Below are 26,093 nucleotides of genomic sequence, written 5' to 3'. Positions count from 1 at the left end.
TGATTCATTTATGACCGACTGGATTGATTCGGGAGGTCGGCGATGGGCGCGGCGGTCGGTCTACGGGAGGATTTCGAGGCGGATGAGCTGCGTCGGCTCGCGGCGAAGGTGAAGGATGCCGCGCAGGCGCGACGGCTGCTGGCGCTGGCGGCGATTTGCGACGGGATGAACCGCACCGAGGCGGCCCGGATCGGCGGCATGGACCGGCAGACGCTGCGGGACTGGGCGCACCGCTTCAACCAGTACGGGCCTGACGGTCTGATCGACATCAAGCCGACCGGGCGGCCGTCGAAGCTCTCCGACGAGCAGAAAGATGCATTGAAGCAGCTCGTCGAGACCGGCCCCGACCCGGAGAAGGATGGGGTCGTACGCTGGCGCTGCGTCGACCTGAAGCGTGTTCTCGGACAGCGTTTCGGTGTCGATCTGTCGGAGGTGAGCCTGGGGCGCGCGCTCAAGAAGCTCGGCTTCTCGCACATCAGCGCCCGGCCGCGCCATCCCGTGCAGGATCCGGAGACGATCGCGGCATTTAAAAAAACTTTCCTACGCAGGTCGCGGCGATCGTGACCAAACTCGCCCCGGAAACGCCGATTGAGGTCTGGTTCCAGGACGAGATGCGGGTCGGCCAGAAGAACAGCCTCGTCTACCAATGGGCCAAGAAGGGATCACGGCCGCGGCAGCCCAAGGATCAGCGCTACGAGAACGCCTATGTGTTCGGCGCCGTCTGTGCGAGCCGCGACACCGGCGTCGCCCTCATCATGCCGCAAGCCGACACCGAGGCCATGCAGGCGCATCTCGACGCCATCGGCAAGGCCGTCGCGCCCGGCGCGCATGCGCTGCTGATCCTCGACAAGGCCGGATGGCACACGACGCGCAAACTAAAGCCACCTGCCAATGTCACCCTCGTGCCGCTGCCACCCGCCTGTCCGGAGCTCAACGCAGCCGAGAACATCTGGTAGTATCTGCGACAGACCTATCTCGCCAACCGCGTGTTCGCGTCCTACACCGATATCCTCGACGCCTGCCAAGACGCCTGGCGAAAACTTCTCGCCGAAACCGGGCGCATCACCTCGATCGCGGCCCGCGACTGGGCCATCATCGGTCAGCCCTTCTGAAGGCTGGTATAAGACCTCATCCTGCGGAGGCGCGAAGCGCCGTCTCGAAGGATGAAGCCACGGAACTAGAGGATGCTCAGGGGAAGTTGCCATGCCGGTCGTCGCCCGCGTCGATCCCAAGACCATCTTTACGCCCACGGTGCTGATGAATCAGTCTCGCGTCAGCGCGCCTGATCCTGCGCCGGCACCAGTGGCTGCACGCGAAGCACGCCGCGCAGGCCCGCGGCGGTGCCGAGCAAGATGCCGCCGGCCGCGACGAACGAGGCCAGCGCCAGCGTCGACAGGCCGGTGAGGCCCTGCCCGATCGAGCAGCCATAGGCCATCGCGCCGCCTGCGCCCATCAGCGCCGCGCCGCCGATCGAACGCAGCATGTGACGCGGCGAGGTAAAGCCTTCCCAATGGAAGCGGCGGGTGACGAGCGCCGTCACCAGGCTTCCAGCGAATACGCCCGCGACCATGGTGATTCCGAAATTCAGGCTGAGCCCGGTCGACAGCATCGCGTATTGCACGGTGTCGGCGATTGGCGCGATGAAGGTCAGCGACGTGACCGGGGCCGGGTTGAAATCGTCGGCGCCGAGAAAACCGGTCGCAAACCAGCCGGCCGTGACCAGGAGGCCGACAGCGATCCCGGCGGCGATCTGCCCCCAGGCGCGCTTGAACGGCGCATGCGCGAAGGCAAAGATGATCAGCGCGCCTGCGATGACGGAAGCCGCGGCCATGCGCGCAAAGGTCTCGCTGAGGCCGAGCGTCGACAGCAGCGCTGGCAGCGACACCGATTTCGGCGCCGCCTGCGTCGCCTGCAGCACGGCGATCCGCCCCGGCGCGATCAGGCCCTTCAACGTCATCTGTGCTGCAATGCCGAGCACGATCACCACGACGAAGGAGCGCAGGTTGCCGCGGCCGAGCAGCACCAGCGCGCGCGAGCCGCAGCCATTCGACAGCACCATGCCGTAGCCGAACAACAAGCCGCCAAAGAACATCAGCGGCGCCGAGAACGACGGCTGCAGATAGATCGATTTGCCGAGATCGACGACATTGCCAGCGGCGAGAAGCTGGGTTGCGGCAATGGCAACCCCGAGCGCCAGCGCAAAGGTCCGGATCAGGCGGGTGTCGCCCTCGGCCCACCAGCCGCGCAGGCCGGAAAGCAGGCAAAACCCGCTCAGCAGCCCGATCGCGCCATAGGCAAGGCCGATCACGAGCCCGCCCACCACGACAATATTGCCACCGTCCTGCACCGGCTTTTCCCTGGAATTGGCGCGACGGCGATCTCCGCCGCTGCCTGAATAGAATGCAATTTCCGTGCTGCTATAACGTTTTACCTTTACGTCAGTCCACTCCCGTCAAGCGCGGAGAACGAAGCGGTCGCATCACAGGGCGCAAGGGGAATAAAGCCCTTGCCCTCAACCAAAATACGAATGATTTCGTTCCCTCCGGGGGTGCCGTGCCGCCGGGATCGTTGACACCATGACGTCTTCCCATCCAGACTAATCAACTGAACCAACAGCTAAAGAGGCCTGTTCCAACAGGCCCGGCACGACCTGGGGAGAAGCGGATTGGATCCGATCCTGATTAAGAATCGGTCACTGGCGGGAGCGTCGCGGTGAACGTCAAGGCCACAGTTTCGCCCGACGACCTCGCGCGCGCCTGCGCCGACGCGATGTGGAAGGAGGACGACGCCAGCAAGGGTCTCGGCATGGAAATCCTGCAGATCAGGGCCGGCGAAGCGACCTTGGCGATGACGGTCCAGCCGAACATGGTCAACGGCCACGGCATCGCCCATGGCGGCTTCATCTTCACGCTGGCGGATTCGGCGTTCGCCTTTGCCTGCAATTCCCACAACGAGCGCGCGGTCGCGGCGCAAGGCAACATCTCCTTCATCCGGCCGGGCAAGCTCGGCGACCGGCTGGTCGCGACCGCGCGCGAAATCTCGCGAACCGGCCGCTCCGGAATTTATGATGTCCGCGTGACCGTCGATGGAACTGTAATCGCAGAACTGCGCGGGCATTCCCGTTCCATCGGCGGCGCCTGGGTGCCGGCGACGGAACCCGGAACCAAATAAAAAAGAAACGATCTTGAGGAAACATCCCGATGGCAACGACCAACCTGCAATCGAAGAAAAGCGGCTATAGCCCCGAGCTCGATGACGGCGAGCGCGCGTCCCGCGACGAAATCACCGCGCTGCAGACCAAGCGCCTCGCCGCGACGCTGGCGCGCGTGTACGAGAATGTCGCGCATTACCGCAAGGCGTTCGACAAGGCCGGGGTAAAGCCTGCGGATTTCCGGCAGCTGTCGGACCTGAAGAATTTTCCGTTCACGGTGAAGACCGACCTGCGCGACAATTACCCCTTCAACATGTTCGCGGTGCCCCGCGAAAAACTGGTCCGCATCCACGCCTCTTCCGGCACCACCGGCAAGCCGATCGTGGTCGGCTATACCAAAGCGGATATCGATACCTGGTCGGAGTTGATGGCGCGCTCGATCCGCGCCGCCGGCGGCCGCGGCGGCATGATCATCCACAACGCCTATGGCTATGGCCTGTTCACCGGCGGCCTCGGCGTGCATTACGGCGCGGAAAAGCTCGGCTGCACCGTGGTGCCGATCTCCGGCGGCATGACCGAGCGGCAGGTGCAGCTGATCGACGATTTCCGGCCCGACATCATCACGGTGACGCCGAGCTACATGCTGGCGATCCTCGACGAATTCAAGCGTCAGGGGCTCGACCCCCGCCAGTCCTCCCTGAAGATCGGCATCTTCGGCGCCGAGCCCTGGACCAATGCGATGCGCAGCGAGATCGAACACTCCTTCGACATGGACGCCACCGACATCTACGGCCTGTCCGAGGTGATGGGCCCCGGCGTCGCCCAGGAATGCATCGAGACCAAGGACGGCCTGCACATCTGGGAGGATCATTTCTATCCCGAGGTGATCGATCCCGAGACCGGCGCGGTGCTGCCCGACGGCGAGAAGGGCGAACTCGTCTTTACCTCGCTGACCAAGGAAGCCTTTCCGGTCATCCGCTATCGCACCCGCGACCTGACGCGGCTGTTGCCGGGCACGGCGCGGCCGGGCATGCGGCGCATGGAGAAGGTCACCGGGCGTTCCGACGACATGATCATCCTGCGCGGCGTCAACGTGTTCCCGACCCAGATCGAGGAGGTGCTGCTCGCCACCGACTGGTGCGGCGGCCATTTCATCATCGAACTGACGCGGGAGGGCCGGATGGACGTGATGACGGTGCTGGCGGAAGCACGCCCCGGGAGTTGGAACAGCAGCGGACTTACCGAACAAACCGACCTCGTCACCCACCATATCAAGAACACCACCGGCATCCACGCCATCATCAGGGCGGTGCCGCCGGACACCCTGGAGCGCTCACTCGGCAAGGCCCGGCGCGTGTTCGACAAGCGGCCGAAGGAATAGGGAGGGGCCACGTGGCGGCTGCGACCTATCCTCGCGCTTCGATATGCTGATATCGTCGATGGTTGTCGCTTTTTTCCCTGGAAACGTGAGTCCTGCAAATGGCCGATACCCCAGCCCCCACCGCCGCCGAATTGGTGGCATCGATCCGCGACAAGAAGATCACGGCGGTCAGCGCCGTGCGCGCCGCGCTGGAACGCGCCGCCCAATTGAAGCATCTCAACGCGTTCATCGTCCTGAACAGGGATGGCGCGCTGGCGGCAGCGGCCAAAGTCGATGCGGGCGAGACAAAAGGCGCGCTGGCCGGCCTGCCGATCATCGTCAAGGACAATATCAACACCGCCGATCTTCCGACATCGGGCGGCACACCGGCGCTGCAGAATGCACGTCCGAGCCGCAACGCGCCCTCGCTGCAGAAACTACTGGATGCCGGTGCCATCGTTATCGGCAAGGCCAACATGCATGAATTGGCGTTCGGAATCACCTCCACCAATTTGTCGTCCTTCGCGGGGCCAGTGAAAAATCCCTACGACAAGACCCGGATTCCCGGCGGCTCGTCGGGCGGCACGGCAGCGGCAATTGCGGCGCGCATCGTCACCTGCGGCCTCGGCTCCGACACCGGCGGCTCGACCCGCGTGCCGGCGGCGCTGACGGGCACCGTCGGGCTTCGACCCTCGGTCGGGAATGGCGGCGCAGAGCGACGCTATGACGATGCCAATCTGGTGGTGCCGATCAGCCATACCCGCGACACCGTGGGTCCGATGGGCCGCACGGTCGCCGACGTCGCGCTTCTGGATTCCGTCATCACCGGCACGCCGATGGCTTCCGCCGAGCCGCTGCGCGGCAAGCGCCTCGGCATCCCCGCTTCGTTCTGGACCGGGCTCGATCGCGAACTGGAGACGGTCGTGATCGCCGCACGCACAAAACTCAGGGATGCCGGCGTGGTTCTGGTCGACGCCGATATGCCGGGGTTGTTCGAGCAGAACGCGAAGGTGTCATTCCCCGTCGCGCTGCACGAGCCGCTCGCCGATATCCCCGCCTATCTCAAGGCATCCGGCATCGAAGGCATCACGCTCGCCGATATCGCCGCGATGGTCGCCTGCCCCGACGTGCAGGGCGCGTTCGGCGCCATCACGGCCGACGTGTTCGGCGCCGCCTATCCGGATGTCATGAGCGTGCAGCGTCCGGCGCTGCAAGAGATCTACAAGGCGTATTTCCGCGACAACCGGCTGGACGGCATCCTGTTCCCGACCACGATTGCACCGGCGCCGGTGATCGACATGGAGAAGGGATCGAGCGAAATCTCGGTCAACGGCGGCGCGCCGGCGCCGACCTTCGACACCATGATCCGCAACACCGATCCCGGCAGCAACGCCGGCCTCCCCGGGCTGTCGCTGTTCGCCGGCATGACCGCGGCCGGCCTGCCGGTGGGGCTCGAGATCGACGGCCCCGTCGGCAGCGACACAAAACTACTCGGACTCGGGCTTTCGATCGAAGCCATTCTGGGCTCGGCGCCGCCGCCGAAGCCGTAGTTTCCGTCATTCCGGGGCAGCCCGTCAGGGCTGAACCCGGAATCTCGCGCCGACGACTTCTGGATTCCGGGTTCGCGCTTCGCGCGACCCGGAATGACGACAATGATGCATCGACGATCACACGTGATCGTAATCCACCACGACTCGCTCCGTCGTCGGCCGCGCCTGGCAGGTGAGAATGAATCCCTTTTCGAGCTCCCAGCGCTCCAGCGAATAGTTCACTTCCATCTCGGCCTTGCCCTCGACGAGCTTGGCACGGCAGGTCGAACACATGCCGCCCTTGCAGGCGAACGGCAGGTCGACGCCGGCGCGCAAGGCGGCATCGAGAACGGCCTCGCCTTCCGCGACCGGCACCTCGCGGCGCTTGCCGTCGATGATCAGCGCGGCAAAAGCCTTCGGCGGCGCGTTGACGGGCACGACGGCTTTCGGACGCGGCTTGCCGCCAAGGCCGGAGACAAAGCGCTCGACATGAATTTTTTCCGCGGCGATGCCGATATCGCGGCAGGTCGCCTCGATGTCCTCGCTCATGCCGGTCGGACCGCAGATGAAGACATGATCGACGCTTGCCGCCGGGACCAGCGAGCGCAGCAGCACCCTCACCTTTTCGCCGTCGAGCCGGCCGTGGAGGATCGGGATATCCTGTTCCTCGCCCGAGATCACATGGAATAGCGAGAGCCGCTCGATGAAGCGGTCTTTCAGCTCCTCCAGCGCCTCGCGAAACAGCATGCCGCCGGTGGAACGGTTGCCGTAGAACAGAAAGAACTGGCTGTTCGGCTCGCGCGCCAGCACGCCCTTCGCGATCGACAGGATCGGCGTGATGCCGGAGCCGGCGGCGAAGCCGACATGGACCCGCGCCTGGTCCGGCGCCGGCGCTGCGCCGAAGCGGCCGGTGGGCGTCATGACGTCGAGTTGGTCGCCGGCCTTCAGCTCGTCGGCGGCCCAGCTCGAGAACGCGCCGCCATCGACCCTCTTTACCGCGATGCGCAGCTCGCCATCGTCGGGCCCGGAGCAGATCGAATAGGAGCGCCGCACTTCCTCGCCGTCCATGGTGGCGCGCAAGGTCAGATACTGCCCGGGCGAAAAACGGTAATCGTCGGCGAGTTCTTTCGGGATTGCAAAGGTCAGCGACACCGCGTCAGCGGATTCGCGGCGCCGATCGTCGACGGCGAGGCGATGGAACTGGGGATGCGATGCGGACATGTTCAGTGACATTTGAAATAATCGAAGGGTTCGCGGCAACTCTTGCAGCGCCACAGCGCCTTGCAGGAGGTCGAGCCGAACTCGGAAAGCACCTCGGTATCGCCGGAGCCGCATTGCGGGCACCTGACCTGTTCCACGCCGAACAGCGCGCGGCGGGAGCTTGCCGCCTGCGGCGGCGCGATGCCGTATTCTCTGAGCTTGCGGCGGCCGTCTTCGCTCATCCAGTCGGTGGTCCAGGCCGGCGACAGCACGGTGCGCACTTTCGAATTGCGAAAACCCTCGCGCTCCAGCGCCAATTCGATTTCGAGTGTGATCATGTTCATCGCGGGGCAACCGGAATAGGTCGGCGTGATCGCGACCTCGACCTGGCCATCCCGGACCACGACGTCGCGGAGCACGCCGAGATCGGCGATGCTGAGCACGGGAATTTCGGGATCGACCACGGTCGCCGCGACGTCCCAGGCGCGCTGCCGCAATTCGGCATCATCGAACATGGCGATCACCATGTAGCCCCCGGAAAGGTCCGCTGCATCGACTGCAGTTCGCTGAGCAGATGACCGAGATGCTCGCTGTGCCGGCCGCTGCGGCCGCCCTGCTGCATCCAGTCGTTTTTCGGCAGCGCCAGCGTCGCTTCGCCGACGATATCGGAGACGGTCTTGAGCCATTGCGGGCGCAGGCTCGCAGGATCGACGGCGATGCCGGCATCGATCAAGGCGCGCTCGCTGTCATCGACCTCGAACATCTCGCCGGTAAAGCCCCAGAGATCGTCGATCGCGCTTTGAGCCCTTGCATGGCTTTCCGCGGTGCCGTCGCCGAAGCGGACGATCCATTCCGACGAATGACGTAAATGATAGGCGCTTTCCTTCTCGGACTTCGCCGCGATCGCCGCCAGGGTCGCGTCGCTCGATTTCATCATCGCACGCCAATAAAGGTCGGCGAAGGCCGCGTAGAAAAACTGCCGCACCATGGTGCGCGCGAAATCGCCGTTCGGCTGTTCCAAGAGCAGCAGGTTGCGGTACTGCCGCACATCGCGCAAATAGGCCAACTTGTCTTCGTCGTTGTCCTTGCCTTCGACCTTGGCGGCGTAGCTGTAGAGTTCGCGGGCCTGACCCAACAGGTCCAGACCCATATTGGCAAGCGCCATGTCCTCTTCCAGCATCGGCGCGTGGCCGCACCATTCCGACAGCCGGTGCCCGAGAATCAATGCATCATCGGCGCGGCGCAGCGTGTACAGCACCAGCGGCGTTTCGGAGACGGAGATCGACGCGACAGCCATAATGGCTAACCTACCTGCCCTAACGGTTTAGTCGTCATTGCGAGGAGCGAAGCGACGAAGCAATCCACTCTTGCTTTGCCACGCTATGGATTGCTTCGCTGCGCTCGCAATGACGGGGTCACATATGCCCGACTTCCTCGGGAACGTCGTAAAACGTCGGGTGCCGGTAGATCTTGGATTCCGCCGGCTCGAACATCATGCCCTTCTCGCTCGGGTCGGAGGCGGTGACGGCGCTGGACGGCACCACCCAGATCGACAGGCCTTCGCCGCGGCGGGTGTAGATGTCGCGCGCGGCTTGCAGCGCCAGCGTCGCGTCCGCCGCGTGAAGCGAGCCGACATGCTTGTGCGCCAGCCCATTGCGGCTGCGAATGAAGACTTCCCATAGCGGCGTGTTCGGCGTGGCCATCGTGATCTCCCTTGGGGCCTATTCGGCTGCCTGCGCGACTTGTCGGTGCTTGCGCTTCTCCGCATAAGCCGCTGCGGCCTCGCGCACCCAGGCGCCTTCGTCATGCGCCTTGCGCCGTGCCGCCATGCGGTCGCGGTTGCAGGGGCCGTTGCCGGCCAGCACCTCTTTGAATTCGGTCCAGTCGATCGCGCTGTATTCCCAGTGGCCGGTGGCCGCGTTCTGCGTCATGCCGGGATCGGGAATCGAAAGCCCGAGATACTGCGCCTGCGGCACCGTCGCATCGACGAATTTCTGGCGCAGCTCGTCATTTGAGAAACGCTTGATCTTCCATTTGGTCGAGGTGTCGCTGTGCTGGCTGGCCTGGTCGGGCGGTCCGAACATCATCAGCACCGGCCACCACCAGCGATTCAGCGCCTCCTGCGCCATCGCCTTCTGCTCTTCGGAGCCGCGCGACAGCGTCACCATGATCTCGTAGCCTTGGCGCTGGTGAAAGGATTCCTCCTTGCAGACGCGGATCATCGCGCGCGCATAAGGACCGTAGGAACAACGGCACAGCGGAATCTGGTTCATGATCGCAGCACCATCGACCAGCCAGCCGATCACGCCGATGTCGGCCCAGGTCAGCGTCGGGTAGTTGAAGATCGAGGAATACTTTGCTTTCCCCGCCAGCATTTGGTCGACCAATTCTTCGCGCGAGGTGCCGAGGGTTTCGGCGGCGGCGTAGAGATAGAGCCCGTGGCCGCATTCGTCCTGCACCTTTGCCAGCAGCGCGGCCTTGCGGCGCAGCGACGGCGCGCGGGTGATCCAGTTGCCTTCCGGCAGCATGCCGACGATTTCGGAATGGGCGTGTTGTGAGATCTGCCGCGTCAGCGTCTTGCGATACGCCGCGGGCATCCAGTCGTTGGGCTCGATGCGCTCCTCGGCGTCGATGCGCGCCTGGAACTGCGCGGCGCGCCCGGCGTCCTCGATGTTGCGTTCCTCGCCTTCCGACGTATTGAGCGCCTGGGTGTACATGCGCCGATCTCCTGGATTGTTGGCATTAGATATATAACAAAAATATCAACATGCAATATATTTCTGTAACACATCAATCGGCGAAGCGGCGCGCCAGTTCCGCGCTGGCCGCCGGCAACGGGCCTTCCTCGTTCAACCCGTTGCGATCCAGCCATTTTTCGGAATTCGGCAACAGCCCGCGGTAGATCTCGCCGCACAGAAGGCGGGCCTCCCTGCCCGGCCAATCCCCAGGCAGTAGCGCCGTCGGCAGCAGGGGATCGCGCAGCACCACCCGCCGGTAATAATGGATCAGCAGGATCCGCGCGGTGAAGGCGTCGGCTTCCGTCAACCGCTCGCGCCGGCCGATCCAGCCGCGCAGGGGCTCGAAGGTCTTCATGAATTTCAGGTAGGCGTCCGCGGTGCGATCGAGCGGCCAGCTTTCGCTGAGCAGGCGCCGGCCGCTGTCGTCCTCGGCGGCGACTTCCAGCCGGATCGCGCCCGCGGCTTCCTCCGGAATCGGAACACCTGACGGCGCGACCCACACGCCCGGCAGCGGACTGCCGAAGCCGGCGTTCTTCAGCGCCTCGCGCGAGGCATCGCGGTCCTCGCCATTACCAATCAACAAGAGCTCGAAGCGTCCCGTCCAGTCGGACGGCTGCGGATCGTAGATATGTTTGGTCGCAGCATCAAAGGTTTGCTGCCCTTTCTTCACCAGGCGATAGAAACTGTTGCGGCCCAGCTTCTCGCGTTCGAGCCAGCCGTCGGCGGCAAGCCGCGACATCGCCGTGCGCACCACGCCGCTATCGATATCCAGAGTCTTGAAGAATTCCAGCAGCGTCCCCAGCCAGACCGATCCGCCGCGCGGCACAATCGCGTCGCCGAACACGGTGATGACGATGGAGCCGGTGCGCGAGGGCTCGCGCTTGAGCTGATCGATGATGCGGGCAAGCGGATGCGGCATACTCAACGCATAGCGCGTTTTAGGGATTTGCGACAATGTCGGGGGCCAGGGGCTCAACACATCTCTCTCGTCATTGCGAGGAGCGAAGCGACGAAGCAATCCATCTTCCCGCGCTCCCGCTGCAAGATGGATTGCTTCGCTTCGCTCGCAATGACGGCTCTTGTCGCGCCGTGCTCACTGTCTCGCCGGATCGGGATAGACGATGCTGCGCCAGCCGCTGCGGTCGAACGGCATCCAGTCGCCTTCGGGCTGGGCAAGGCGATCGGCCACCGCATAAACCACGGCGGGGTGATGGCCCATGCCGCAATGACTGCTCTCGACCTCGATATTCTCGGACTGCGCGGACGGCGTTTCCATGCAGCCCTGCCAGGCGCAGATGCCGTCGGTGCGGCTGAAGATCGCGGTGGTCGGCACCGGCGGCGTTTCCGCCAATGATCCGCCGAAACGATGATCTTCCTCCTCGGCGCCGCGGCCGCTCGCCAATTCGTAGACGCGCCAGGCATTGGTTGCCTTCGGGCTGCCTGCGAACGGACTGCCGAGCGTGATCACCGAGCGCACGCGCTCCGGCATCATCTTGGCCAGTTGTCGCGCATAAAGGCCGCCGAGGCTCCAGCCGACCAGGCTGATCTTGCGTCCGTTTCTATCGCTCAGCTCATGCACGAGATCGACCATCGCGTGCTGCACGCCGTCCCGCAGGCCCATATTGCGGCCCTGCCGCCAGCCGCTCACGGTATAGCCGCGATCCCTGAGGAAGCCGCGCAGCGGAGGGGTCGAGGTGTCGGACGCGACCAGCCCGGGCAACACCAACACCGGATGGCCATCGCCCTTCGGCGCCAGGCTGAGCAGCGGCAGAGCGCCGAGAAACGCGCCCAGCTCGTGGAAGGCCCGCCCCTCCAGAAACATCAGGGTTTTGGACGGCGCGCGCAGCGTATCGGCAGTGGCGGGCATCGTATTTCCTTTTCAGGACCGCTGGACGGCCCAATCGATCAAATGAAACGCGGCCAAATCAAACGCAAAATCTTGCACAATTGCTTCGCAGCGCAGCAATTCCGAGAATCTATGGTTCTGATTCGGTCATTCAAGCCGCTGGCTAACGACGGGACAATAGGCCTCGACACCTTAAGAGGCGCCGAGTGATCTAAAAGTCACAACAGCCGCAGCAGGAATTCGGCGGTGTAAAGCGCTAATCCCGCCAGCCCGCCGATCAGCGAGCCGTTGAAGCGGATGTATTGCAGGTCCCGGCCGATGTTGATTTCGATCAGCGAAATCAGTTGCCCCATGTCCCAGGCCTTGACCTGATCGGAAATGAAAGTCGAAACGCCGCTTTTCTGGTCGGCGATGAAACTCCGGAAAACGGCGACGAGGCCTTGGTTGATCTCGGCGCGCAGCTCGGGATCGCCGGCCAGCGCCTCGCCCGCCTTCACGAACATGCCCGCCAGATGCTGCTGCAGCACCTGGGTCTCGCCGCTGGCGCTGCGTTCGATGAACGAGCGCGCGTTCGACCAGACGTTGCTGGCAAGCTGGGCGAGTTCGGGACGCGCCAGCAAATCGCGCTTCAATCCATCGATGCGGCCGGCGAACGCCGGATCGCTGCCGAGCCGGTCGACGAACGACAGCAGCATACGGTCGAACTCGCCGCGGAACGGATGCTGCGGATCCTTTCGCACCTCCTCGAAAAAAGTCGTCGCGGAAGCGACGATCCTCTTCACCAGGAATTTGTCGGCGCGGTAGAGTTTTAGAAGCGTCGGCAGCTCGGCGCGGATTTTCTCGCGGATCATGGCCATGGTGTCGGGCTGGGTGAGCGTTTGATGCATCACCCGCAGGAGATCGTCGAGCAAACCCTGATGCTTGCCCTCGGCCACGAAGCCGCGAAGCGTGCCGGCGGCGAGCGGCGCGAGATCTATACCCTGCAGCTGGGTGGTGATGCGGCGGGTGACAAAATTCATCAGGCCGGAGGTTTCCGTCGCATTGAACGCTTCCGGCAACAGCCGCAGCGCGAAGCGGGCGAGATCGGCGCTGCGCTTGCGGTCGCGCAGCCAGTCGGCGATGAAGGAGCCGAAGTCGATCTGGCGCAGCTTGGCTTCCACGGGAGCCGCTTCGAGGAAATGCACCTCGATGAATTCGCCGAGCTTGTCGGCGATGCGCTGCTGGTTACTCTGGATGATCGCGGTATGCGGGATCGGCAATCCCAGGGGCCGCTTGAACAGCGCCACCACTGCGTACCAGTCGGCGAGCCCGCCGATGGTGGCGGCCTCCGCGAACGCTGCGACAAAGCCGAAGGCGGGGTGCATGGGCAGCAGCAGCTTCGCCGTCACGAACAGCAGCAGCGTCGCCGTCAGCACCAGTGTCGCCAGTGTCTTGACCCGCCGCAGCTCGGCCGCGCGCGCCGCATCGCCGGGCGCGTCGAAGGAGAAGGTGGCGGGGACGGTCATGGCGGCTTTCGGATGAACTGGAATTCGCGTCGGCCGCAGAATAGCAGCTTCCGTCATTGCGAGCGAAGCGAAGCAATCCATCGTGCGACAGACGATAGTGCCGCGGACGAAGCTGGATTGCTTCGTCGCTTACGCTCCTCGCATTAACGGGGGAGAAAAGAGCAAGAGGATTTGTAGGCGCGAGACAAAAAAAGAAGGCCCGCCTGAGCGAGCCTTCGAAAGCGCAGTTGGGTAGCCAGATCGCGATCAGGCGGTCTTGGTATAGACCTTGGAGAAGTTATCCTGGGCAGTCTTGGCGCCGTCGGCGACGAGCTTGCCGAGATATTCAGTCGAGGCCTTCGCCCGCGACATCAGCACTTCGCCGCGCGAACGCAGCAAGTCGGACTGGATCTGCACCGCCTCGTTGATCGACTTGGCAGAAGCCAGCTTGTCGATGCCCGCGAAGAACGCCTCGGCGTCCTGGTACAGCGCATCCTGGATGTTACGGCTGATCTTGGCGGCTTCCGTGACCGAACCGGCAACGGCGGTCTCGATCGCGGCGGTCACCTTCTCAGAACCGGCATGAAAATCGGCGGCGCGCTCCTTAGCGGTACCAGCGGTCTTCTTCACGAACTCACGGGCAGCCTCGGGAACTTCCATATTCTGGAGGTTCTTGAGCGCGTCGGTGACGGGCGTGAAAGCGTCCTTGACGGTGTTCAATACGGAATTGCTATCGGTCATTTTGGGTACTCCATCCTCGGGTTGAGCTATGGGCTCGCCCCGTCCGGATTGGCCCGGGGCAACCGCTCTATGGCATAGTTAATGGTGCACCGCAATATTCATTGTGCGATGCGATATCACGAATTAGTGATCAGCACAAGAGATGCGCAATTTGCTCGATAAACCGGCGTCCGCCTGATTAATGCTGAACCGCCCCCGGCAGCCCATAGGCTTCCATCTGGGCCCGGACCTGCGCCACATTGTGCCCGAGCACGACGATATCGTGCTTCTTGCCGGCCTTGTCCTGCACGTGGTCGCGCAATAGCGCCTCGGCCTTGAAGCCCAGGCCTTCGAAGATGGCGATGGCGCCGGTCTGATCGACCGTCATCTGCACCAACAGTTTTTCAAGCCCGGCGCCCAGAGCGAGCGCAAAGACCTCCTGCGACAGCGCCCGTCCGACGCCCTGGCCGCGCACCTCTGACGCGACCACGTTGCGGATCTCGCCGACATGCGGCGACCACGACAGGGGATCGCGCACCAGCGTGCCGCAGCCGACCACCCTGCCCGCCTTCACCGCCAAAAGGCTTGTGATCGCGCCGCGCTCGATCTCCTTGATCCAGGCCGCCAGCACCTTGGGCTCGCTGATGTCGCGCGGCAGGAATAACAGATCGTGCACCGGCAATTTTTGCGCGAAGTCGAGCACGGCGGCTTCGTCCGCCTGCGACATCAGCCGGAATTCGATCTCGCCGGCATCGGTCAAGGCGTGGCGCGGATAAATGGGGGTGTCGCTGCTCATGTCGATCTCTCGCCTAGCCATGAATCGAGTTTCGGCCACAGCCGCTTGACCGCGTTGGCGCCGGCCACCAGGCTGACATGGCCGCCCTTGAGCATCACCTCTTCCTTGTCGGTCGAGCCGATCTTCTGGATCAGCGGTTTTGCGGCATCATAGGGCACGATGTGATCGTGCTCGGCGACGGCGTGCAGGAACGGCACCTTGATCCCGGAAATATCGGCTTTGCGCCCGCCGACCGACATGGCGTCGTTGTAGAGCTTGTTGTCCCACATCAAATCCTTGGTGATGCTGCGGAAATACTCGCCGGCCAGCGGCAGCGTGTCGGTCGCCCAGCGGTCGAACATGCGGTACGACTTGACGTATTCGTCGTTCCAGATGTTTTCCCACAACTGTACCTGGCTCGCCGCGCGCGAGGCGGGGCGCAGCATCTCGAACGACGACAGGATCATCTCGGGCGGCACGTTGCCGACGCTGTCGACCAGCCGGTCGACATCGAAATAGCGCCGGTCGGAAAAATTCTGGAACAGCTTCATCTCGCGGAAGTCGACCGGCGTCGTGAAGCAGATGAGGTTCTTCATCGGCCCGTCGGCGAAGATCGAGCCGTAGAGCAGCGACAGCACGCCGCCGAAGCAGTAGCCGATCACGGTGACATCGGTCTCGCCGGAATCGCGCTGCACATGGCGCACGCAGTCGGGAATGAAGTCGAGGACGTAATCCTCCATCCGCAAGGATTTCTCTTCCGGCCGCGGCGCGGTCCAGTCCAGCATGTAGACGTCGTAGCCGCGCTTCAGCAGAAACTCGATAAAACTCTGGCCGGGCACCAGGTCCAGAATATAGCCGCGGTTGGTGGTCGCCATCACGATCAGGATCGGCACCCGGTAGATTTCGTCGGCGACCGGCCGGTAGTGGTAGAGGTTCATGGTGCCGCGGACATTGAGGATGTCCTTCGGCGTCGATCCCAGCGACGGGCCGGATGATGCGATATATTCGACGCCCTTGATGCTGCGCTGGATCGCACGCTGTACCTCGGACTGAATCCGCTCCGGGATCGATGCCAGATCGAGGCCGGCGGCCGCGTTCATTTTGGCTCTCCGCCCGCGGACGGCGGACGTTTGGTCCGTGGCGGCTTTGGCGCGGGCGGAAACCCGCTGCCCGCCGCGCCGGCATTCTTCTGCAGCTGATGCAACAGCGCCTTGATCTCGCTGAGCTGTCCCTCGATTCCCTGCAGCCGCTCGGCCATGCCGACCATCTGCGCCCGGCTCGGCAGGTTCATGGTCAGGAGATATTTTTCCATCATGTCGCCGAGCTGCTTCTGCGCGCCCGCCGAGACCCCGCCGACCTGATTGACGACCTTGGAAAATTCAGGCGCCTCCATCGCTTTGGTGGCGAAGGCGTTAAACCCCTTCTCCATCTCGCCCATCATGTTCTGCCAGATCGCGACCGGATCGGTGCTGTTGTCGGCCATGGATGCTTCCTCGAGGTGACAGCGATTGTCTCGCCTGTTTTCAGCCATACCATACCGTTGCGACAGATCGGTCAACATCGCCGCCGCCGATTTGTCGGCGCGATGAGCCTTCTGCGGCGCGAAAAACCATGGCATAGAGCTCTCTCAAGAAAACCGATCGAGGGATTGCCAAGGTGAACGCCATCGCCCATCAGCCGCCGCAGATCGCCCGCGCCAACGGGATCGACCTCTGTTACGATATCTTCGGCGAGGCCGATGCGGAGCCGGTGCTGCTGATCATGGGGCTCGGCGGCCAGATGGTGCTCTGGGACGACGATTTCTGCCGGCAGCTTGCGGCGCGCGGCTTTCGCGTCATCCGCTTCGACAATCGCGACATCGGCAAGTCGAGCCATCTCTCCGGCGGCAAGCGCCTGACGCCGCTCGAACTCTTAAAACTCCGCTTCCTCAAGATTCCGGTCCAGGCGCCCTACCGGCTGCGCGACATGGCCGAGGATACGATCGGCCTGATGGACGCGCTCGGCATCAAGTCCGCGCATGTCGTGGGCATGTCGATGGGCGGCATGATCGCCCAGGAAATCGCGATCTCGTTTCCAGCGAGGCTGCGCTCGCTCACCTCGATCATGTCGACCACAGGCAATCCGAGAATACCGCCGCCGACCCGCGAGGCCACCGCGGTGCTGATGGCGCCGCCACCGGCCACGCGGGAGGAATATTTTGCGCGCTTCGCACAGACCTGGAAGGTGCTGCGCGTCGGCCATTTTCCGGAGGATGAAGCGCTCGACCGTTCGCGCGCCGAACGCATTTTTGAGCGCGGCCTCAACCCGGCCGGCGTCGGCCGGCAGTTCCGCGCCATCCTCGCCTCCGGCAGCCGCAAGGAACGGCTGCACACGGTCACGGCGCCCACGCTCGTGATTCACGGCACCGTCGATCCGCTGGTGCATCCCATGGGCGGCAAGGACACCGCGGCCTCGATCCCCGGCGCGAAGCTCTTGATGATCGAAGGCATGGGACACGCGCTGCCTATCCCGATGTGGCCGCAGGTGATCGACGCCATCGCCAAGCACGCCCATGCGGCGTCGGCGAAGGCGAAATCGTAAAAACTCTCTCGTCGTCCCTGCGAAAGCAGGGACCCATCACCGGCCGGTATGGCTACGAAGGCAACGCGCGGCGGAACCAAATCGAGACGACACGGAGGATGGGTCCCCGCTTTCGCGGGGACGACCCGTGGTTAGATTCGTGCCTTAGCCGCCTGCCCAAACATCCAGCACGTAGCGGTTGTTCGCGCCGAGATCGTCGATCCAGCGCTGGCCGACAGCAGCATCGCTGCCGGTGCGCTCGCGATAGATCGCGACCAGTGCGGCCTTGACGTCCGGCTCCATCCTGCCGCCGTCGCCGCAGACGTAGATGATGGCGCCTTGCTCGATCAGGCTCCAGACGCGGTCCTTCTGCGACGCGACCAGGTGTTGAACATACGTCTTCGGACCCTCGCCGCGCGAAAACGCAGTGAAGAGTTCGGTGATGCCGGAGGCGGCGAACGCCTTCAACTCGTCGGCATAGATAAAATCCTGATCGGGATGCCGGCAGCCGAAGAACAGCATCGCCGGGCCGAGGCTCACGCCCTTCGCCTTGAGCGCGGCGCGCTCCTGCAGGAAGCCGCGGAACGGCGCCAGCCCCGTGCCGGGGCCGATCATGATGATCGGCACCGACGCATCATCGGGCAAGCGGAAGCCGGCCTTGGTCTCGCGCACCGTGGCGTGGATCGTCTCATTGGCGCGGCGGCCGGCGAGATAGTTCGAGCAGACGCCCTTGTAGACGCCGCGCCCCGAACTCGCGGGGCCCTCGACCACGGCGACCGTGACGCTGCAACGCGACGGGTCGACCGACGGCGACGACGAGATCGAATAATAGCGCGGCGCCAGCAGAGACAGCATTTCGAGATAGGCATGGAACGGCAGCTCGCAGGCCGGATATTCCTCCAAGAGATCGAACACCGATTTGCGCTCCCCCAGAATGTCAGCGCGATAGCGCTCGCCCGAGGCGGCATCGTCGCCGAGATAGGCCACGAGTTTCGGTTTTGTCACCGGACAGCGCGTGTGTTCGGACATGATCTGGATCTGCTTGCGGGTCGCGACCTGCTGCAGCTCGACGAAATCGGTGAGTAGCCGCCCGACCGATACCGGCTCGCCAGCCGGCAATTGGGCGCGGCGGCCTTCGGCGACCTGCAGCCGGATCTGGTCGGCGGGCAAAAACCCGAAGCGGCGCGCCACCGAATCCACCAGCGTCGGATCGTTTCGCGGCACCACGCTGAGGTGATCGCCGACCCGGTAGCTGACATCGGGCGGCAGTTGCACCTCGATATGCCGGGTCGAACGCTGCGAAGCATTGACACCTTCCCTGTTCTGCAATTCGCCGTTGGCGAGCAGCTTCATCGGCGAAACGCCGCCGAGCGCGATAACGGCGTTGACCGCCGACGGCGCCACCGGCTCGATCCGGTAGAGCGGCTCGTCCTCGGCGCTGCGGCCGAAAGCCTGCTCGACGCCGAATTCTTTCGTCGCGAGCGGCGCCAGCCTGGCAAACCAGCTCTCGAACTCGCCGTCGAGATCGCTGCGGGCGTCGCCCTCGCCGCGCGCATACACGGCGCGCGCCCCGTGCGCCGCCAGCTGCCCGTCGATCAGCCGCGGGATCGACTGATAGGTCGCAGCCCAGTCGCTGTTGCCGCAGCCGAACACCGCGTAGCGCAGCTTTGCAAAGGCATCCTTGGCCAGGTCGCCGCGGAGCCATTTGACGAATTGGGTGGCGTTGTCGGGCGGCGCACCGTTGTAGGAGGCGCAGAAGATCAGGACGCCGCCCTGCTCCGGCAATTTGCCGACGAAATCGTCGAGCGGCGCCAGCTTGGTCGCAAACCCGTTGACCTCGGCGAGATCGGCAACGCGGGTCGCGAGTTCTTCCGCCGTGCCGAGGTTCGATCCATAGAGCACCAGCAGCGGTGTGTTGTGCGCCGGCCGGGTTCGCGCGCGCGGCGCTGCAGCGACACCCGGCGCCCCCGCGGTCACCGTCGCCGAGCCGATATAGGCGCCACGCTCCTTTTCGCTGCGCGGCCGCACCTTGATCTTGAAACCGTCCGGCTTGATGGTCAGCGTTTCCTTCAGCTGCATCTGGTAGCGGTTGACGTCGATCAGCTTGAAGCGCTGCAGGATCATGCCGATTGCCAGTGCGGCCTCATGCATGGCAAAGCCGCGGCCGATGCAGGCGCGCTGGCCGTTGCCGAACGGCTTCCAGGCGTTAACGGGGCGCGCGGCCTCCGCCTCCCGGCTGAAATTTTCCGGGTCGAACGCATCGGGATTAGGCCCCCACACGCTTGCGTCCCGATGCAGCGCCAGCACCAGCACGGTGATGAAGGTGTTCTTCTTCAGCTTGTACTTGCCGCCGATGGTCTCGTCCTGCAGCGGCGCGATGCCGTAGGCCGGCGCCGGCGGCCACAGCCGCAAGGCCTCTTTCAGGACCTGCGTGATGTAGGTGAGTTGCGTCACCTGCTGATAGGTCGGCCTGACATTGATGTCGGGCCCAAGCACGCGGTCGACCTCTTCATAGGCCTTCTTCAGCACGTCGGGATGCTTGAGCAGCGCATAGAGCGCGCACGACAACAGCCCGCTGGTGGTTTCGTGTCCCGCGATCAGGAAGGTGTTGATCTGGTAGCGGATGTTGACGTCGTCGAGCTGCTCGCCGGTCGAGCGGTCGACGCCGGTCATCATGGCGGCGAGCATATCCTTCTTGTCGGAGGCCACCTCGGTGTTGATGCGGCGCTCGGCGACGATCTCGTCGACCATCTTGTTCATGAAGGCGACGTCGGCGGCAAGATCGCGCCGCCGCTTCTGCATCCACAAATTTTCCAGCGGCAGGCCGCGGATCATCATGATGGTCTCGAGCGAACGCACCAGCGACTCGACGAAGGGATGGTAGTCGCGCCGGTAGAACGAATTGAACCGGTAATCGAAGCCGCACAGCCCGATAGTGTCGAGCGTCAGCGCGGTCATGTCGTGAACGACGTCGATCTCCTCGTCGGCGTTGAGCCGCTCCCATTTCTTCACCAGCTGCTCGGCGATATCCACCATGCTCGGATGATAGGACTGCATGGCGCGGTTGCCGAACGGCTGCAGCAGGATGTTGTGCGCCTTGCTCCAGTTCGGCTCCGAGGTGTCGGCGGTGAACAGGCCGTCGCCGCCGATCGCGCGCACCCTTCGCAAGGGCCCCCGCACCACCTTGTCGAAGCGCTTCTCGTCAGAGAGCTCGTTGACGAGATCGTGGCCGGAAACGATGACCAGCGGTGCGCCCATCATGTCCAGCCAGAAGATCGGCCCCAGTTCCCTGGCCAGCCGGGCCAGATTCTGCACCGGCGCGGTCGAGTCCAGCGACAGCATGTTGCCGACCACCGGTTTGCCCGGCGGCTGCGGAATCGGACTCAGTCGGTTGGTCGACGCCATTGCGTAGTTTTCCCCAATTTCGATCTCTATCCGTCATTGCGAGCGCAAGCGAAGCAATCCATCGTGCCACAAAAAGAAAGAGTGGATTGCTTCGTCGCTTCGCTCCTCGCAATGACGACCCGCGAGAGCCAGCCTCAACCGAACCGTTTTTTACGCCATTCGATCAGCTTGGCGCTGACCTCGTCCGGCTTTTCCTGCTGCGTCCAATGGCCGCTGCCGCGGACCAGATATTTTTCCAGGTCAGGCACGATCTTCTCCATGCCGTCGGCCGCCGACGGCGGCAGCACCTGGTCGTTTTCGGCCATGATCATCAGCGAGGGCACCCGAATTGTGTGGTCGAGCCCCGCCGAACGCTGCCAGTTGCGCGACATGTTGCGGTACCAGTTGATGCCGCCGGTGAAGCCGGATTTTGTGAAGGTGTCGACGAACACCTGCTTTTCCTCTGGCGACAGGATCGGCGTCCGCGGATCGTGCTTGGCATCGTAACCGGCGATCATCTGCAGAAACGCCAGGTTGAGCCGGGGCGAGGCGCCGACGCCCGCGACCGGCTGTTCGGCCGGAGCGTCGGCGGCGCGCGGCACCGGCTTGCGCATGAAGGCGTCAAACGTCTGTTCCACCCGGCCGTTGAAGATCTTGTCCGCCTCGCGTGCGGGATTTTGGAATTGCACGATGTACATGTGCTCGCCGAACCGCTGGCGGAACAGTTCGATCGGATCGGCCGGTGCGCGGTCCATGTGCGGAGTGTTGATCCCGACCACGCCGGCGACGCGATCGATATGCCGCAGCGGCATCTGCCAGATGACGAAACCGCCCCAGTCGTGGCCGACAAAGATCGCCTTGTCGATTCCGAGAGTGTCGAGCAGGCCTGTGAGATCGCCGGTCAAATGCTCGATGTCGTAAGCCTCGACCGGTTCGGGCCGGTCGGTTGAGCCGTAGCCGCGCTGGTCCGGCGCGATCACGCGAATCCCGGCCTCGCCCAGCGCCTTGATCTGGTGGCGCCAGGAAAACGCGATCTCCGGCCAGCCGTGGCAGAGAATGACCGGCGGCTTGTCGGTTTTCGGGCCGGCTTCGTAATAGCCCATCCGGATCCCGTTGGTCTGGGCAAACTGCAGCGGCGGCATTTCAATCATGATCGAGCACTCCTGCTGTGGATCAACTTGCCGCGCTTTTCAGATCGGCCGGCGGCGCGAACGCGGCTTCAAGTGCCTCGAATTCCGCCGGCAGCATGTCGCAGAGCACCTGGACATGGGGGATGATGTTGGCGCCGGAAATGAAGCCGAAATCCAGCTGGTCCCGGTAGCTCTGCACGGTGATGTTGAGCGCAAGGCCATGCGTCGAGATCGACACCGGGAAGATATGCAAGAGCTCCGCGCCCGCGGCATACAGCGTCTGCCGTGGCCCCGGCACGTTGGAGACCGTGATATTGGCCGCCGGCGGCAGCACGTCCGACAGGCTGGAGCGGCTGTACAACAGCGCGAGTATCTGGACCAGGATCGGCGCGCCCAGCAGCGAGACGTTGGACACCTGCGGCATCAGGGCGCGCAGCGGATGAGACATCTCCTTGGATTTTGTCGACTGCGCGATGATCGCCTCCAGCCGCGCCTTGGGATCCTCGACGTTCGAGGCGATCGAGCAGATCATGCCGAACACCTGGTTGTTGGAATCGGTATTGCCCTCCTCGCGCAGCGAGATCGGCACCGCGGCCGTCATCGATTTTGCCGGCAGCGCGCCGCGCTCCTTAAGGTAGCGCCGTACCACGCCGCTGGAGACCGCCAGCACCACGTCGTTCAGCTTGCCGCCGGCCTGCTTTGCCACGGCCTTGGCCCGCGACAGAGGGATCGACACGCCGGCGAAGCTGCGCTCCGACGAGATCGACTTGTTCAGGATCGTCGACGGCGACATCATGCTGGCGATGCTGTCGCGCGATTTCGGATCGGAGATCTTTCCGACCACGTCGGAGACGCTCTTGAGCATGGTCGGGATGCTGCCGGCGAATTTCACCGCGTTCTCGATCTGGAACATCGCGTTGTCGAACAGGATCGATCCGAGGTCGCTCTTCCCCGAGCGCGGCAGTTCGATGCCCTTGGCGGCGGCCGAGGCATCGAACGGCTGGGTCCAGAGCTGCTGATAGGAATCCAGCAGGTTGGCGGCGATGTCGCGCGGCTCCTGACCTACCTTGGCGCGCGCCGTCGGCGGCTCGATCTTCCTCGGGATCGGCGTGACGTCATAGATCATGTTGGTCAGCGCCGCGCCGGCGCCGCCATCGATACAGGCGTGATGCATCTTGGAGTAAAGCCCGATCTCGTTGTCCTTCATGCCCTCGAAGACATAGAACTCCCACAGCGGCCGGGCGCGGTTGAGAAGCTTGGCGTGCATCCAGCCGACGATGCGCTCCAGCGTGGCGCGGTCGTGCGGCGCCGGCAGGGTGCCGCGGAAGATATGGCGGTCGATGTCGAACTGGTCGTCCTCGACCCAGGACGGATGGTCGATGTCGAGCGGCGCCTTTTCCAGCCGCGCTTTGAGGATCGGCGCGACGTGCAGCCGCGAGGCGATCATCGACTTGAAGTCCTCGAAGAAGTCGCCCTTGTAATCCTCAGGCAGGCGGAAGATCGCCATGCTTCCGACATGCATCGGCATTTCCGGCGTTTCCAGATAGAGAAACGACGCGTCCATCGAGGACAGCTTTTTGGCGTCACTCATGATTCCCTCCCGCTTTGCAACACGCGGCGCCTTGGTGGCGCTTCTGGCGTTCAGACCGTCCCGCTTTTAAGGACATCCATTCAGGATTGTGCATTCTCCGGGGGCGCATACGCAATGACAAACGGGCCGGAACGGTCAAATTGCCTGAATTGGCCTTCGCCCTGCGCCAGGCGATCCGCCACCGCCCATAGCGCGGCCGGATTCACACCGAGCCCGACGTGGCTGGCAAGATGCACCTCGATGTTCTCAGCCGTCTCGGAAGGGCGCAACAGGCAAGTTCGCCAGTTCACGATGCCATCGCTGCGCGAATAGATCGACGTCGCCGGAACCGGCAGGTCTCCGGCGATAGCCTGACGGAGTTCGGAATTGTCCTCGACCGCTTCGCCCGACAGCGCTTCGTAAAGCCGCGTCGCGTTGGTCGCGCGCACGTCGTTGGCGAACGGACTTCCGAGCGTGACGACACAGCGCACCATCTCCGGCGCCTGCAGCGCCAAATCCCGCGCATAGACGCCGCCCAGGCTCCAGCCGACGATCGAGACCTTGCGGCCGCTGGAAGCGTAAATCTCGGCAAGCCGGTCGCGCAGTGCTGCCCGCATGCGCGCAATGCCGCCGACATTGCGGCCCATCCGCCACGCGTGAGAGTCATATCCGAGCTCTTTCAGATACCGCCGCATCGGCGCCATCGACAGGTCGCTGGCGAGAAAGCCCGGCAACGTCAGCACGGAGTGGCCGTCGCCGCGCGGCGCGCGCATCAACAGCGGCGAAAGCAGCAGGCTGGCGTTGAATTCGAAAATTCCTCGCGCTTCGGCGAGCAGCAGGCCGAGACCCGGCGGACGCAGCCGGCCCGAAGGCGGCGGATCGCTCCCCTCGATCGGCATCATTATTTCTTGTCGGTGGCGCGCACGCCGCCGAGGCCCGCCATGGTCACGAACATGTCCTGAAAGCGCTCGGCGATCTTCGGATCGAAGGTGAACCAGCTCTGCATCAGCGCCTCCGGCGAGACCTTTTCGATGTTGGCCATCATCTGCTTCTGGAGGTTGTCCATGACCGCGATCTGCATCGGCTGCACATCCGGTAACCCGAAGAACTGGCGGGCTTCGAGCGGCGTGCAGTCTATTTCAACGTTGATCTTCATGTCCGCTCCTGACGCTTTTGACGGCTTTTCCGCAGTATCGCCACGACCGGCCGCGCGACGCAAGCGACCTTAAGGCCAAAAGCGATGGTCCCGGCCGTCCAGTCGGCTGTTATGGTCAACCGAAACGCTCGACGCCGAAGGGGCCGGGATCGGCAAACGGCGTCTCGCCGGTCATCATTTCCGCCAGCAGCCGGCCGGTCGCGGGCCCCAGCGTCAGGCCGTGGTGCTGGTGTCCGAAATCGAACCACAGCCCGGCATGGCGGCCTGCTTTGCCGATCACCGGCAGCATGTCCGGCAGGCACGGCCGCGCGCCGATCCAGGGCTTGGCGTCGATCGCCCCGCCCAGCGAAAACAATCGATGCGCCCGCGGCAGCGCCTGCTGTACCTGGATCGGGCTCGGCGGCGCGTCGCGGCGCGCGAACTCGACGCCGGTGGTGAGACGAATACCGCGGTTCATCGGCGCCAGCAGATAGCCGAGATCGCTGTCGAGCACGGGATGGTGCAGCACGGCATTGCCGCGCGGCGCAAGATGCAAATGGTAACCACGCTTGACCGAAAGCGGAATCGAATAGCCGAGCGGACGGAACACCAGATCGGACCAAGGGCCCAACGCCACCACGGCCTCGCGCGCGACGATGGCACCGTCGGGGCCGGCAATCCGCCATCCGCCGCCCTCCTGTTGCAACGATCGCGCGTCGCCGACATGAAAGCGCCCGCCCTTGCGCTTGAAAAGCGCCGCATAGGCCTTTGCCAATCCGCCGGGATCGGGAACGAATCCGGGCGCCGGAAAATACACCGCGCCGGCAAAATCTCCCGTCAGATTGGGTTCGCGCGTGGCAATCGCTTTGGCATCGAGCACCTCGCCCGCGACGCCATATTGCCTGGCGCGCTCGAGTTCGGCAACCGCGCTTGCAAGCGTGGCATCGGAACGAAACAGCTTGATCCAACCGGTCCGCCGCAACAGCTCCGGCACGCCGGCCTCCGCGATCAGCGCCTCATGCTCGATCAGGCTGCGCCGGATCAGGGGCAACTCAGCAAGCGCGCTGTGCAGCGCCCTTGGCTTGGAGGATGCGAGAAAATAGCGTACCAGCCAGGGCAGAAAGCCCGGCAGATCGGCGACGTGGTAGCGCACCTGCGGTGTGCTGTTCATGGCATATTTGAGGATTTGCCGGAAATCCCGGGGAAACATGTAGGGAAAGACCGAGGCGCTCTCGATCAGCCCGGCGTTTCCGAAGCTGGTCTCTTCACCGGCGAGTTCATGGCGGTCGACCAGGACGACGTCCCGCCCCCGCTGCTGCAGATGCAAGGCGGCGCTGACGCCGACCATCCCCGCCCCCAGTACGAGAACATCGGCCTTGAGTTCCGTCATCACTACTCCAAAAGTTGTGGGTCAAAACGCTGGTCTGCGGCTTGGGCTCAGGCTAACCATCGGGAATAGGCCGCGCAAACCGGCATGGTTTGAGCGGAAATCGCGCTTGCGCGGCGGCTAAA

Annotated in this window: 23 protein-coding genes and 1 pseudogene; 5 read left to right on the top strand and 19 right to left on the bottom strand. The window is 64.0% G+C overall.

Translation table 11 applies throughout. The features are described 5' to 3' along the window. Positions 1 to 42: 42 nt before the first annotated feature. Positions 43 to 1,112, top strand: a pseudogene (locus tag B5525_RS21825) (IS630 family transposase). Positions 1,113 to 1,273: 161 nt separating this feature from the next. Here the strand turns inward: B5525_RS21825 and B5525_RS21820 are convergent. Beyond that, a complete protein-coding gene (locus B5525_RS21820) occupies positions 1,274 to 2,347 on the bottom strand; it encodes a YeeE/YedE family protein (protein WP_079567850.1) in 1,074 nt (357 codons plus the stop codon). Between the two features lie 365 nt (positions 2,348 to 2,712). On the opposite strand from B5525_RS21820, the gene paaI reads away from it, so the two are divergent. From paaI to iaaH, 3 genes are all read left to right on the top strand, one after another. After that, complete coding sequence (paaI, locus tag B5525_RS21815; RefSeq protein ID WP_079567849.1) at positions 2,713 to 3,171, top strand: hydroxyphenylacetyl-CoA thioesterase PaaI; 459 nt, start codon at positions 2,713 to 2,715, stop codon at positions 3,169 to 3,171. 29 nt (positions 3,172 to 3,200) lie between these two features. Then, entirely contained in the window at positions 3,201 to 4,532 is a 1,332-nt protein-coding gene (gene paaK, locus B5525_RS21810) for a phenylacetate--CoA ligase PaaK (protein ID WP_079567848.1), read from the top strand. A 98-nt stretch (positions 4,533 to 4,630) separates the two neighbouring features. Further along, complete coding sequence (gene iaaH / locus B5525_RS21805) at positions 4,631 to 6,061, top strand: indoleacetamide hydrolase (RefSeq protein ID WP_079567847.1); 1,431 nt, start codon at positions 4,631 to 4,633, stop codon at positions 6,059 to 6,061. Positions 6,062 to 6,178: 117 nt separating this feature from the next. Here the strand turns inward: iaaH and paaE are convergent, their stop codons facing one another. The 12 genes from paaE to B5525_RS21745 form a co-directional block, all read right to left on the bottom strand. Further along, positions 6,179 to 7,261 carry a 1,2-phenylacetyl-CoA epoxidase subunit PaaE gene (gene paaE, locus B5525_RS21800; RefSeq protein WP_079567846.1) on the bottom strand — a complete coding sequence of 361 codons (1,083 nt, stop codon included), beginning with the start codon at positions 7,259 to 7,261 and terminating at the stop codon, positions 6,179 to 6,181. Between the two features lie 2 nt (positions 7,262 to 7,263). Next, the gene (gene paaD / locus B5525_RS21795; protein WP_425305207.1) at positions 7,264 to 7,755 is read right to left on the bottom strand and encodes a 1,2-phenylacetyl-CoA epoxidase subunit PaaD; all 492 of its coding nucleotides are present in this window, start codon (positions 7,753 to 7,755) and stop codon (positions 7,264 to 7,266) included. Positions 7,756 to 7,760: 5 nt separating this feature from the next. Continuing rightward, the gene (gene paaC, locus B5525_RS21790) at positions 7,761 to 8,537 is read right to left on the bottom strand and encodes a 1,2-phenylacetyl-CoA epoxidase subunit PaaC (protein ID WP_079567844.1); all 777 of its coding nucleotides are present in this window, start codon (positions 8,535 to 8,537) and stop codon (positions 7,761 to 7,763) included. A 118-nt stretch (positions 8,538 to 8,655) separates the two neighbouring features. Beyond that, on the bottom strand, positions 8,656 to 8,943 hold the full coding sequence (gene paaB, locus B5525_RS21785) for a 1,2-phenylacetyl-CoA epoxidase subunit PaaB (RefSeq protein WP_079567843.1): 288 nt from the start codon (positions 8,941 to 8,943) through the stop codon (positions 8,656 to 8,658). Positions 8,944 to 8,961: 18 nt separating this feature from the next. Continuing rightward, positions 8,962 to 9,957 carry a 1,2-phenylacetyl-CoA epoxidase subunit PaaA gene (paaA, locus tag B5525_RS21780; protein ID WP_079567842.1) on the bottom strand — a complete coding sequence of 332 codons (996 nt, stop codon included), beginning with the start codon at positions 9,955 to 9,957 and terminating at the stop codon, positions 8,962 to 8,964. A gap of 73 nt (positions 9,958 to 10,030) precedes the next feature. Then, complete coding sequence (gene paaX, locus B5525_RS21775) at positions 10,031 to 10,897, bottom strand: phenylacetic acid degradation operon negative regulatory protein PaaX (protein ID WP_079567841.1); 867 nt, start codon at positions 10,895 to 10,897, stop codon at positions 10,031 to 10,033. A 174-nt stretch (positions 10,898 to 11,071) separates the two neighbouring features. Beyond that, complete coding sequence (locus B5525_RS21770) at positions 11,072 to 11,845, bottom strand: esterase/lipase family protein (RefSeq protein WP_079567840.1); 774 nt, start codon at positions 11,843 to 11,845, stop codon at positions 11,072 to 11,074. Between the two features lie 197 nt (positions 11,846 to 12,042). Then, positions 12,043 to 13,329, bottom strand: coding sequence for a DUF445 domain-containing protein (locus B5525_RS21765; protein ID WP_079573643.1), 1,287 nt, complete (start codon positions 13,327 to 13,329; stop codon positions 12,043 to 12,045). A gap of 246 nt (positions 13,330 to 13,575) precedes the next feature. Beyond that, positions 13,576 to 14,049, bottom strand: coding sequence for a phasin (locus B5525_RS21760; RefSeq protein ID WP_079567839.1), 474 nt, complete (start codon positions 14,047 to 14,049; stop codon positions 13,576 to 13,578). A gap of 178 nt (positions 14,050 to 14,227) precedes the next feature. Then, on the bottom strand, positions 14,228 to 14,824 hold the full coding sequence (locus B5525_RS21755; RefSeq protein WP_079567838.1) for a GNAT family N-acetyltransferase: 597 nt from the start codon (positions 14,822 to 14,824) through the stop codon (positions 14,228 to 14,230). Further along, positions 14,821 to 15,903, bottom strand: a complete 1,083-nt coding sequence (locus tag B5525_RS21750; protein WP_079567837.1) for an alpha/beta fold hydrolase — start codon at positions 15,901 to 15,903, stop codon at positions 14,821 to 14,823. Before B5525_RS21750 ends, B5525_RS21755 begins: the two co-directional genes overlap by 4 nt. After that, positions 15,900 to 16,286, bottom strand: coding sequence for a hypothetical protein (locus B5525_RS21745; RefSeq protein ID WP_079573641.1), 387 nt, complete (start codon positions 16,284 to 16,286; stop codon positions 15,900 to 15,902). Before B5525_RS21745 ends, B5525_RS21750 begins: the two co-directional genes overlap by 4 nt. A 173-nt stretch (positions 16,287 to 16,459) precedes the next feature. Here B5525_RS21745 and B5525_RS21740 point away from each other — a divergent pair, with 173 nt between their 5' ends. Beyond that, the gene (locus B5525_RS21740; protein ID WP_079567836.1) at positions 16,460 to 17,383 is read left to right on the top strand and encodes an alpha/beta fold hydrolase; all 924 of its coding nucleotides are present in this window, start codon (positions 16,460 to 16,462) and stop codon (positions 17,381 to 17,383) included. Positions 17,384 to 17,527: 144 nt separating this feature from the next. On the opposite strand, the gene B5525_RS21735 is transcribed toward B5525_RS21740, so the two are convergent. From B5525_RS21735 to B5525_RS21710, 6 genes are all read right to left on the bottom strand, one after another. Then, on the bottom strand, positions 17,528 to 20,767 hold the full coding sequence (locus B5525_RS21735; RefSeq protein ID WP_079567835.1) for a bifunctional cytochrome P450/NADPH--P450 reductase: 3,240 nt from the start codon (positions 20,765 to 20,767) through the stop codon (positions 17,528 to 17,530). Between the two features lie 134 nt (positions 20,768 to 20,901). Next, entirely contained in the window at positions 20,902 to 21,897 is a 996-nt protein-coding gene (locus B5525_RS21730) for an alpha/beta fold hydrolase (protein ID WP_079567834.1), read from the bottom strand. Between the two features lie 22 nt (positions 21,898 to 21,919). Continuing rightward, entirely contained in the window at positions 21,920 to 23,467 is a 1,548-nt protein-coding gene (locus tag B5525_RS21725) for a WS/DGAT/MGAT family O-acyltransferase (RefSeq protein ID WP_079567833.1), read from the bottom strand. Positions 23,468 to 23,547: 80 nt separating this feature from the next. Further along, positions 23,548 to 24,345: an alpha/beta hydrolase family protein gene (locus B5525_RS21720; RefSeq protein ID WP_079567832.1), complete on the bottom strand. Its 798-nt coding sequence runs from the start codon at positions 24,343 to 24,345 to the stop codon at positions 23,548 to 23,550. 2 nt (positions 24,346 to 24,347) lie between these two features. Beyond that, positions 24,348 to 24,602 (bottom strand): DUF6489 family protein, encoded by a 255-nt coding sequence (locus B5525_RS21715; RefSeq protein WP_079567831.1) that lies wholly within the window; start codon positions 24,600 to 24,602, stop codon positions 24,348 to 24,350. A 115-nt stretch (positions 24,603 to 24,717) separates the two neighbouring features. Beyond that, positions 24,718 to 25,971, bottom strand: a complete 1,254-nt coding sequence (locus B5525_RS21710) for an NAD(P)/FAD-dependent oxidoreductase (protein ID WP_079567830.1) — start codon at positions 25,969 to 25,971, stop codon at positions 24,718 to 24,720. Positions 25,972 to 26,093 lie beyond the last annotated feature (122 nt).

This window comes from Bradyrhizobium erythrophlei, assembly GCF_900129505.1.
Classification (GTDB): Bacteria; Pseudomonadota; Alphaproteobacteria; order Rhizobiales; family Xanthobacteraceae; genus Bradyrhizobium; species Bradyrhizobium erythrophlei_D.
The sequence above is the reverse complement of the archived record's forward strand: the minus strand, read 5'-3'. Positions and strand labels throughout refer to the sequence as shown.

Coding starts and splice junctions, on each gene's coding strand:
- paaK (WP_079567848.1), top strand. CDS start 3,201: ATGGCAACGACCAACCTGCAATCGAAGAAAAGCGGCTATAGCCCCGAG.
- iaaH (WP_079567847.1), top strand. CDS start 4,631: ATGGCCGATACCCCAGCCCCCACCGCCGCCGAATTGGTGGCATCGATC.
- paaE (WP_079567846.1), bottom strand. CDS start 7,261: ATGTCCGCATCGCATCCCCAGTTCCATCGCCTCGCCGTCGACGATCGG.
- paaD (WP_425305207.1), bottom strand. CDS start 7,755: ATGTTCGATGATGCCGAATTGCGGCAGCGCGCCTGGGACGTCGCGGCG.
- paaC (WP_079567844.1), bottom strand. CDS start 8,537: ATGGCTGTCGCGTCGATCTCCGTCTCCGAAACGCCGCTGGTGCTGTAC.
- paaB (WP_079567843.1), bottom strand. CDS start 8,943: ATGGCCACGCCGAACACGCCGCTATGGGAAGTCTTCATTCGCAGCCGC.
- paaA (WP_079567842.1), bottom strand. CDS start 9,957: ATGTACACCCAGGCGCTCAATACGTCGGAAGGCGAGGAACGCAACATC.
- paaX (WP_079567841.1), bottom strand. CDS start 10,897: ATGCCGCATCCGCTTGCCCGCATCATCGATCAGCTCAAGCGCGAGCCC.
- B5525_RS21770 (WP_079567840.1), bottom strand. CDS start 11,845: ATGCCCGCCACTGCCGATACGCTGCGCGCGCCGTCCAAAACCCTGATG.
- B5525_RS21765 (WP_079573643.1), bottom strand. CDS start 13,329: ATGACCGTCCCCGCCACCTTCTCCTTCGACGCGCCCGGCGATGCGGCG.
- B5525_RS21760 (WP_079567839.1), bottom strand. CDS start 14,049: ATGACCGATAGCAATTCCGTATTGAACACCGTCAAGGACGCTTTCACG.
- B5525_RS21755 (WP_079567838.1), bottom strand. CDS start 14,824: ATGAGCAGCGACACCCCCATTTATCCGCGCCACGCCTTGACCGATGCC.
- B5525_RS21750 (WP_079567837.1), bottom strand. CDS start 15,903: ATGAACGCGGCCGCCGGCCTCGATCTGGCATCGATCCCGGAGCGGATT.
- B5525_RS21745 (WP_079573641.1), bottom strand. CDS start 16,286: ATGGCCGACAACAGCACCGATCCGGTCGCGATCTGGCAGAACATGATG.
- B5525_RS21735 (WP_079567835.1), bottom strand. CDS start 20,767: ATGGCGTCGACCAACCGACTGAGTCCGATTCCGCAGCCGCCGGGCAAA.
- B5525_RS21730 (WP_079567834.1), bottom strand. CDS start 21,897: ATGATTGAAATGCCGCCGCTGCAGTTTGCCCAGACCAACGGGATCCGG.
- B5525_RS21725 (WP_079567833.1), bottom strand. CDS start 23,467: ATGAGTGACGCCAAAAAGCTGTCCTCGATGGACGCGTCGTTTCTCTAT.
- B5525_RS21720 (WP_079567832.1), bottom strand. CDS start 24,345: ATGCCGATCGAGGGGAGCGATCCGCCGCCTTCGGGCCGGCTGCGTCCG.
- B5525_RS21715 (WP_079567831.1), bottom strand. CDS start 24,602: ATGAAGATCAACGTTGAAATAGACTGCACGCCGCTCGAAGCCCGCCAG.
- B5525_RS21710 (WP_079567830.1), bottom strand. CDS start 25,971: ATGACGGAACTCAAGGCCGATGTTCTCGTACTGGGGGCGGGGATGGTC.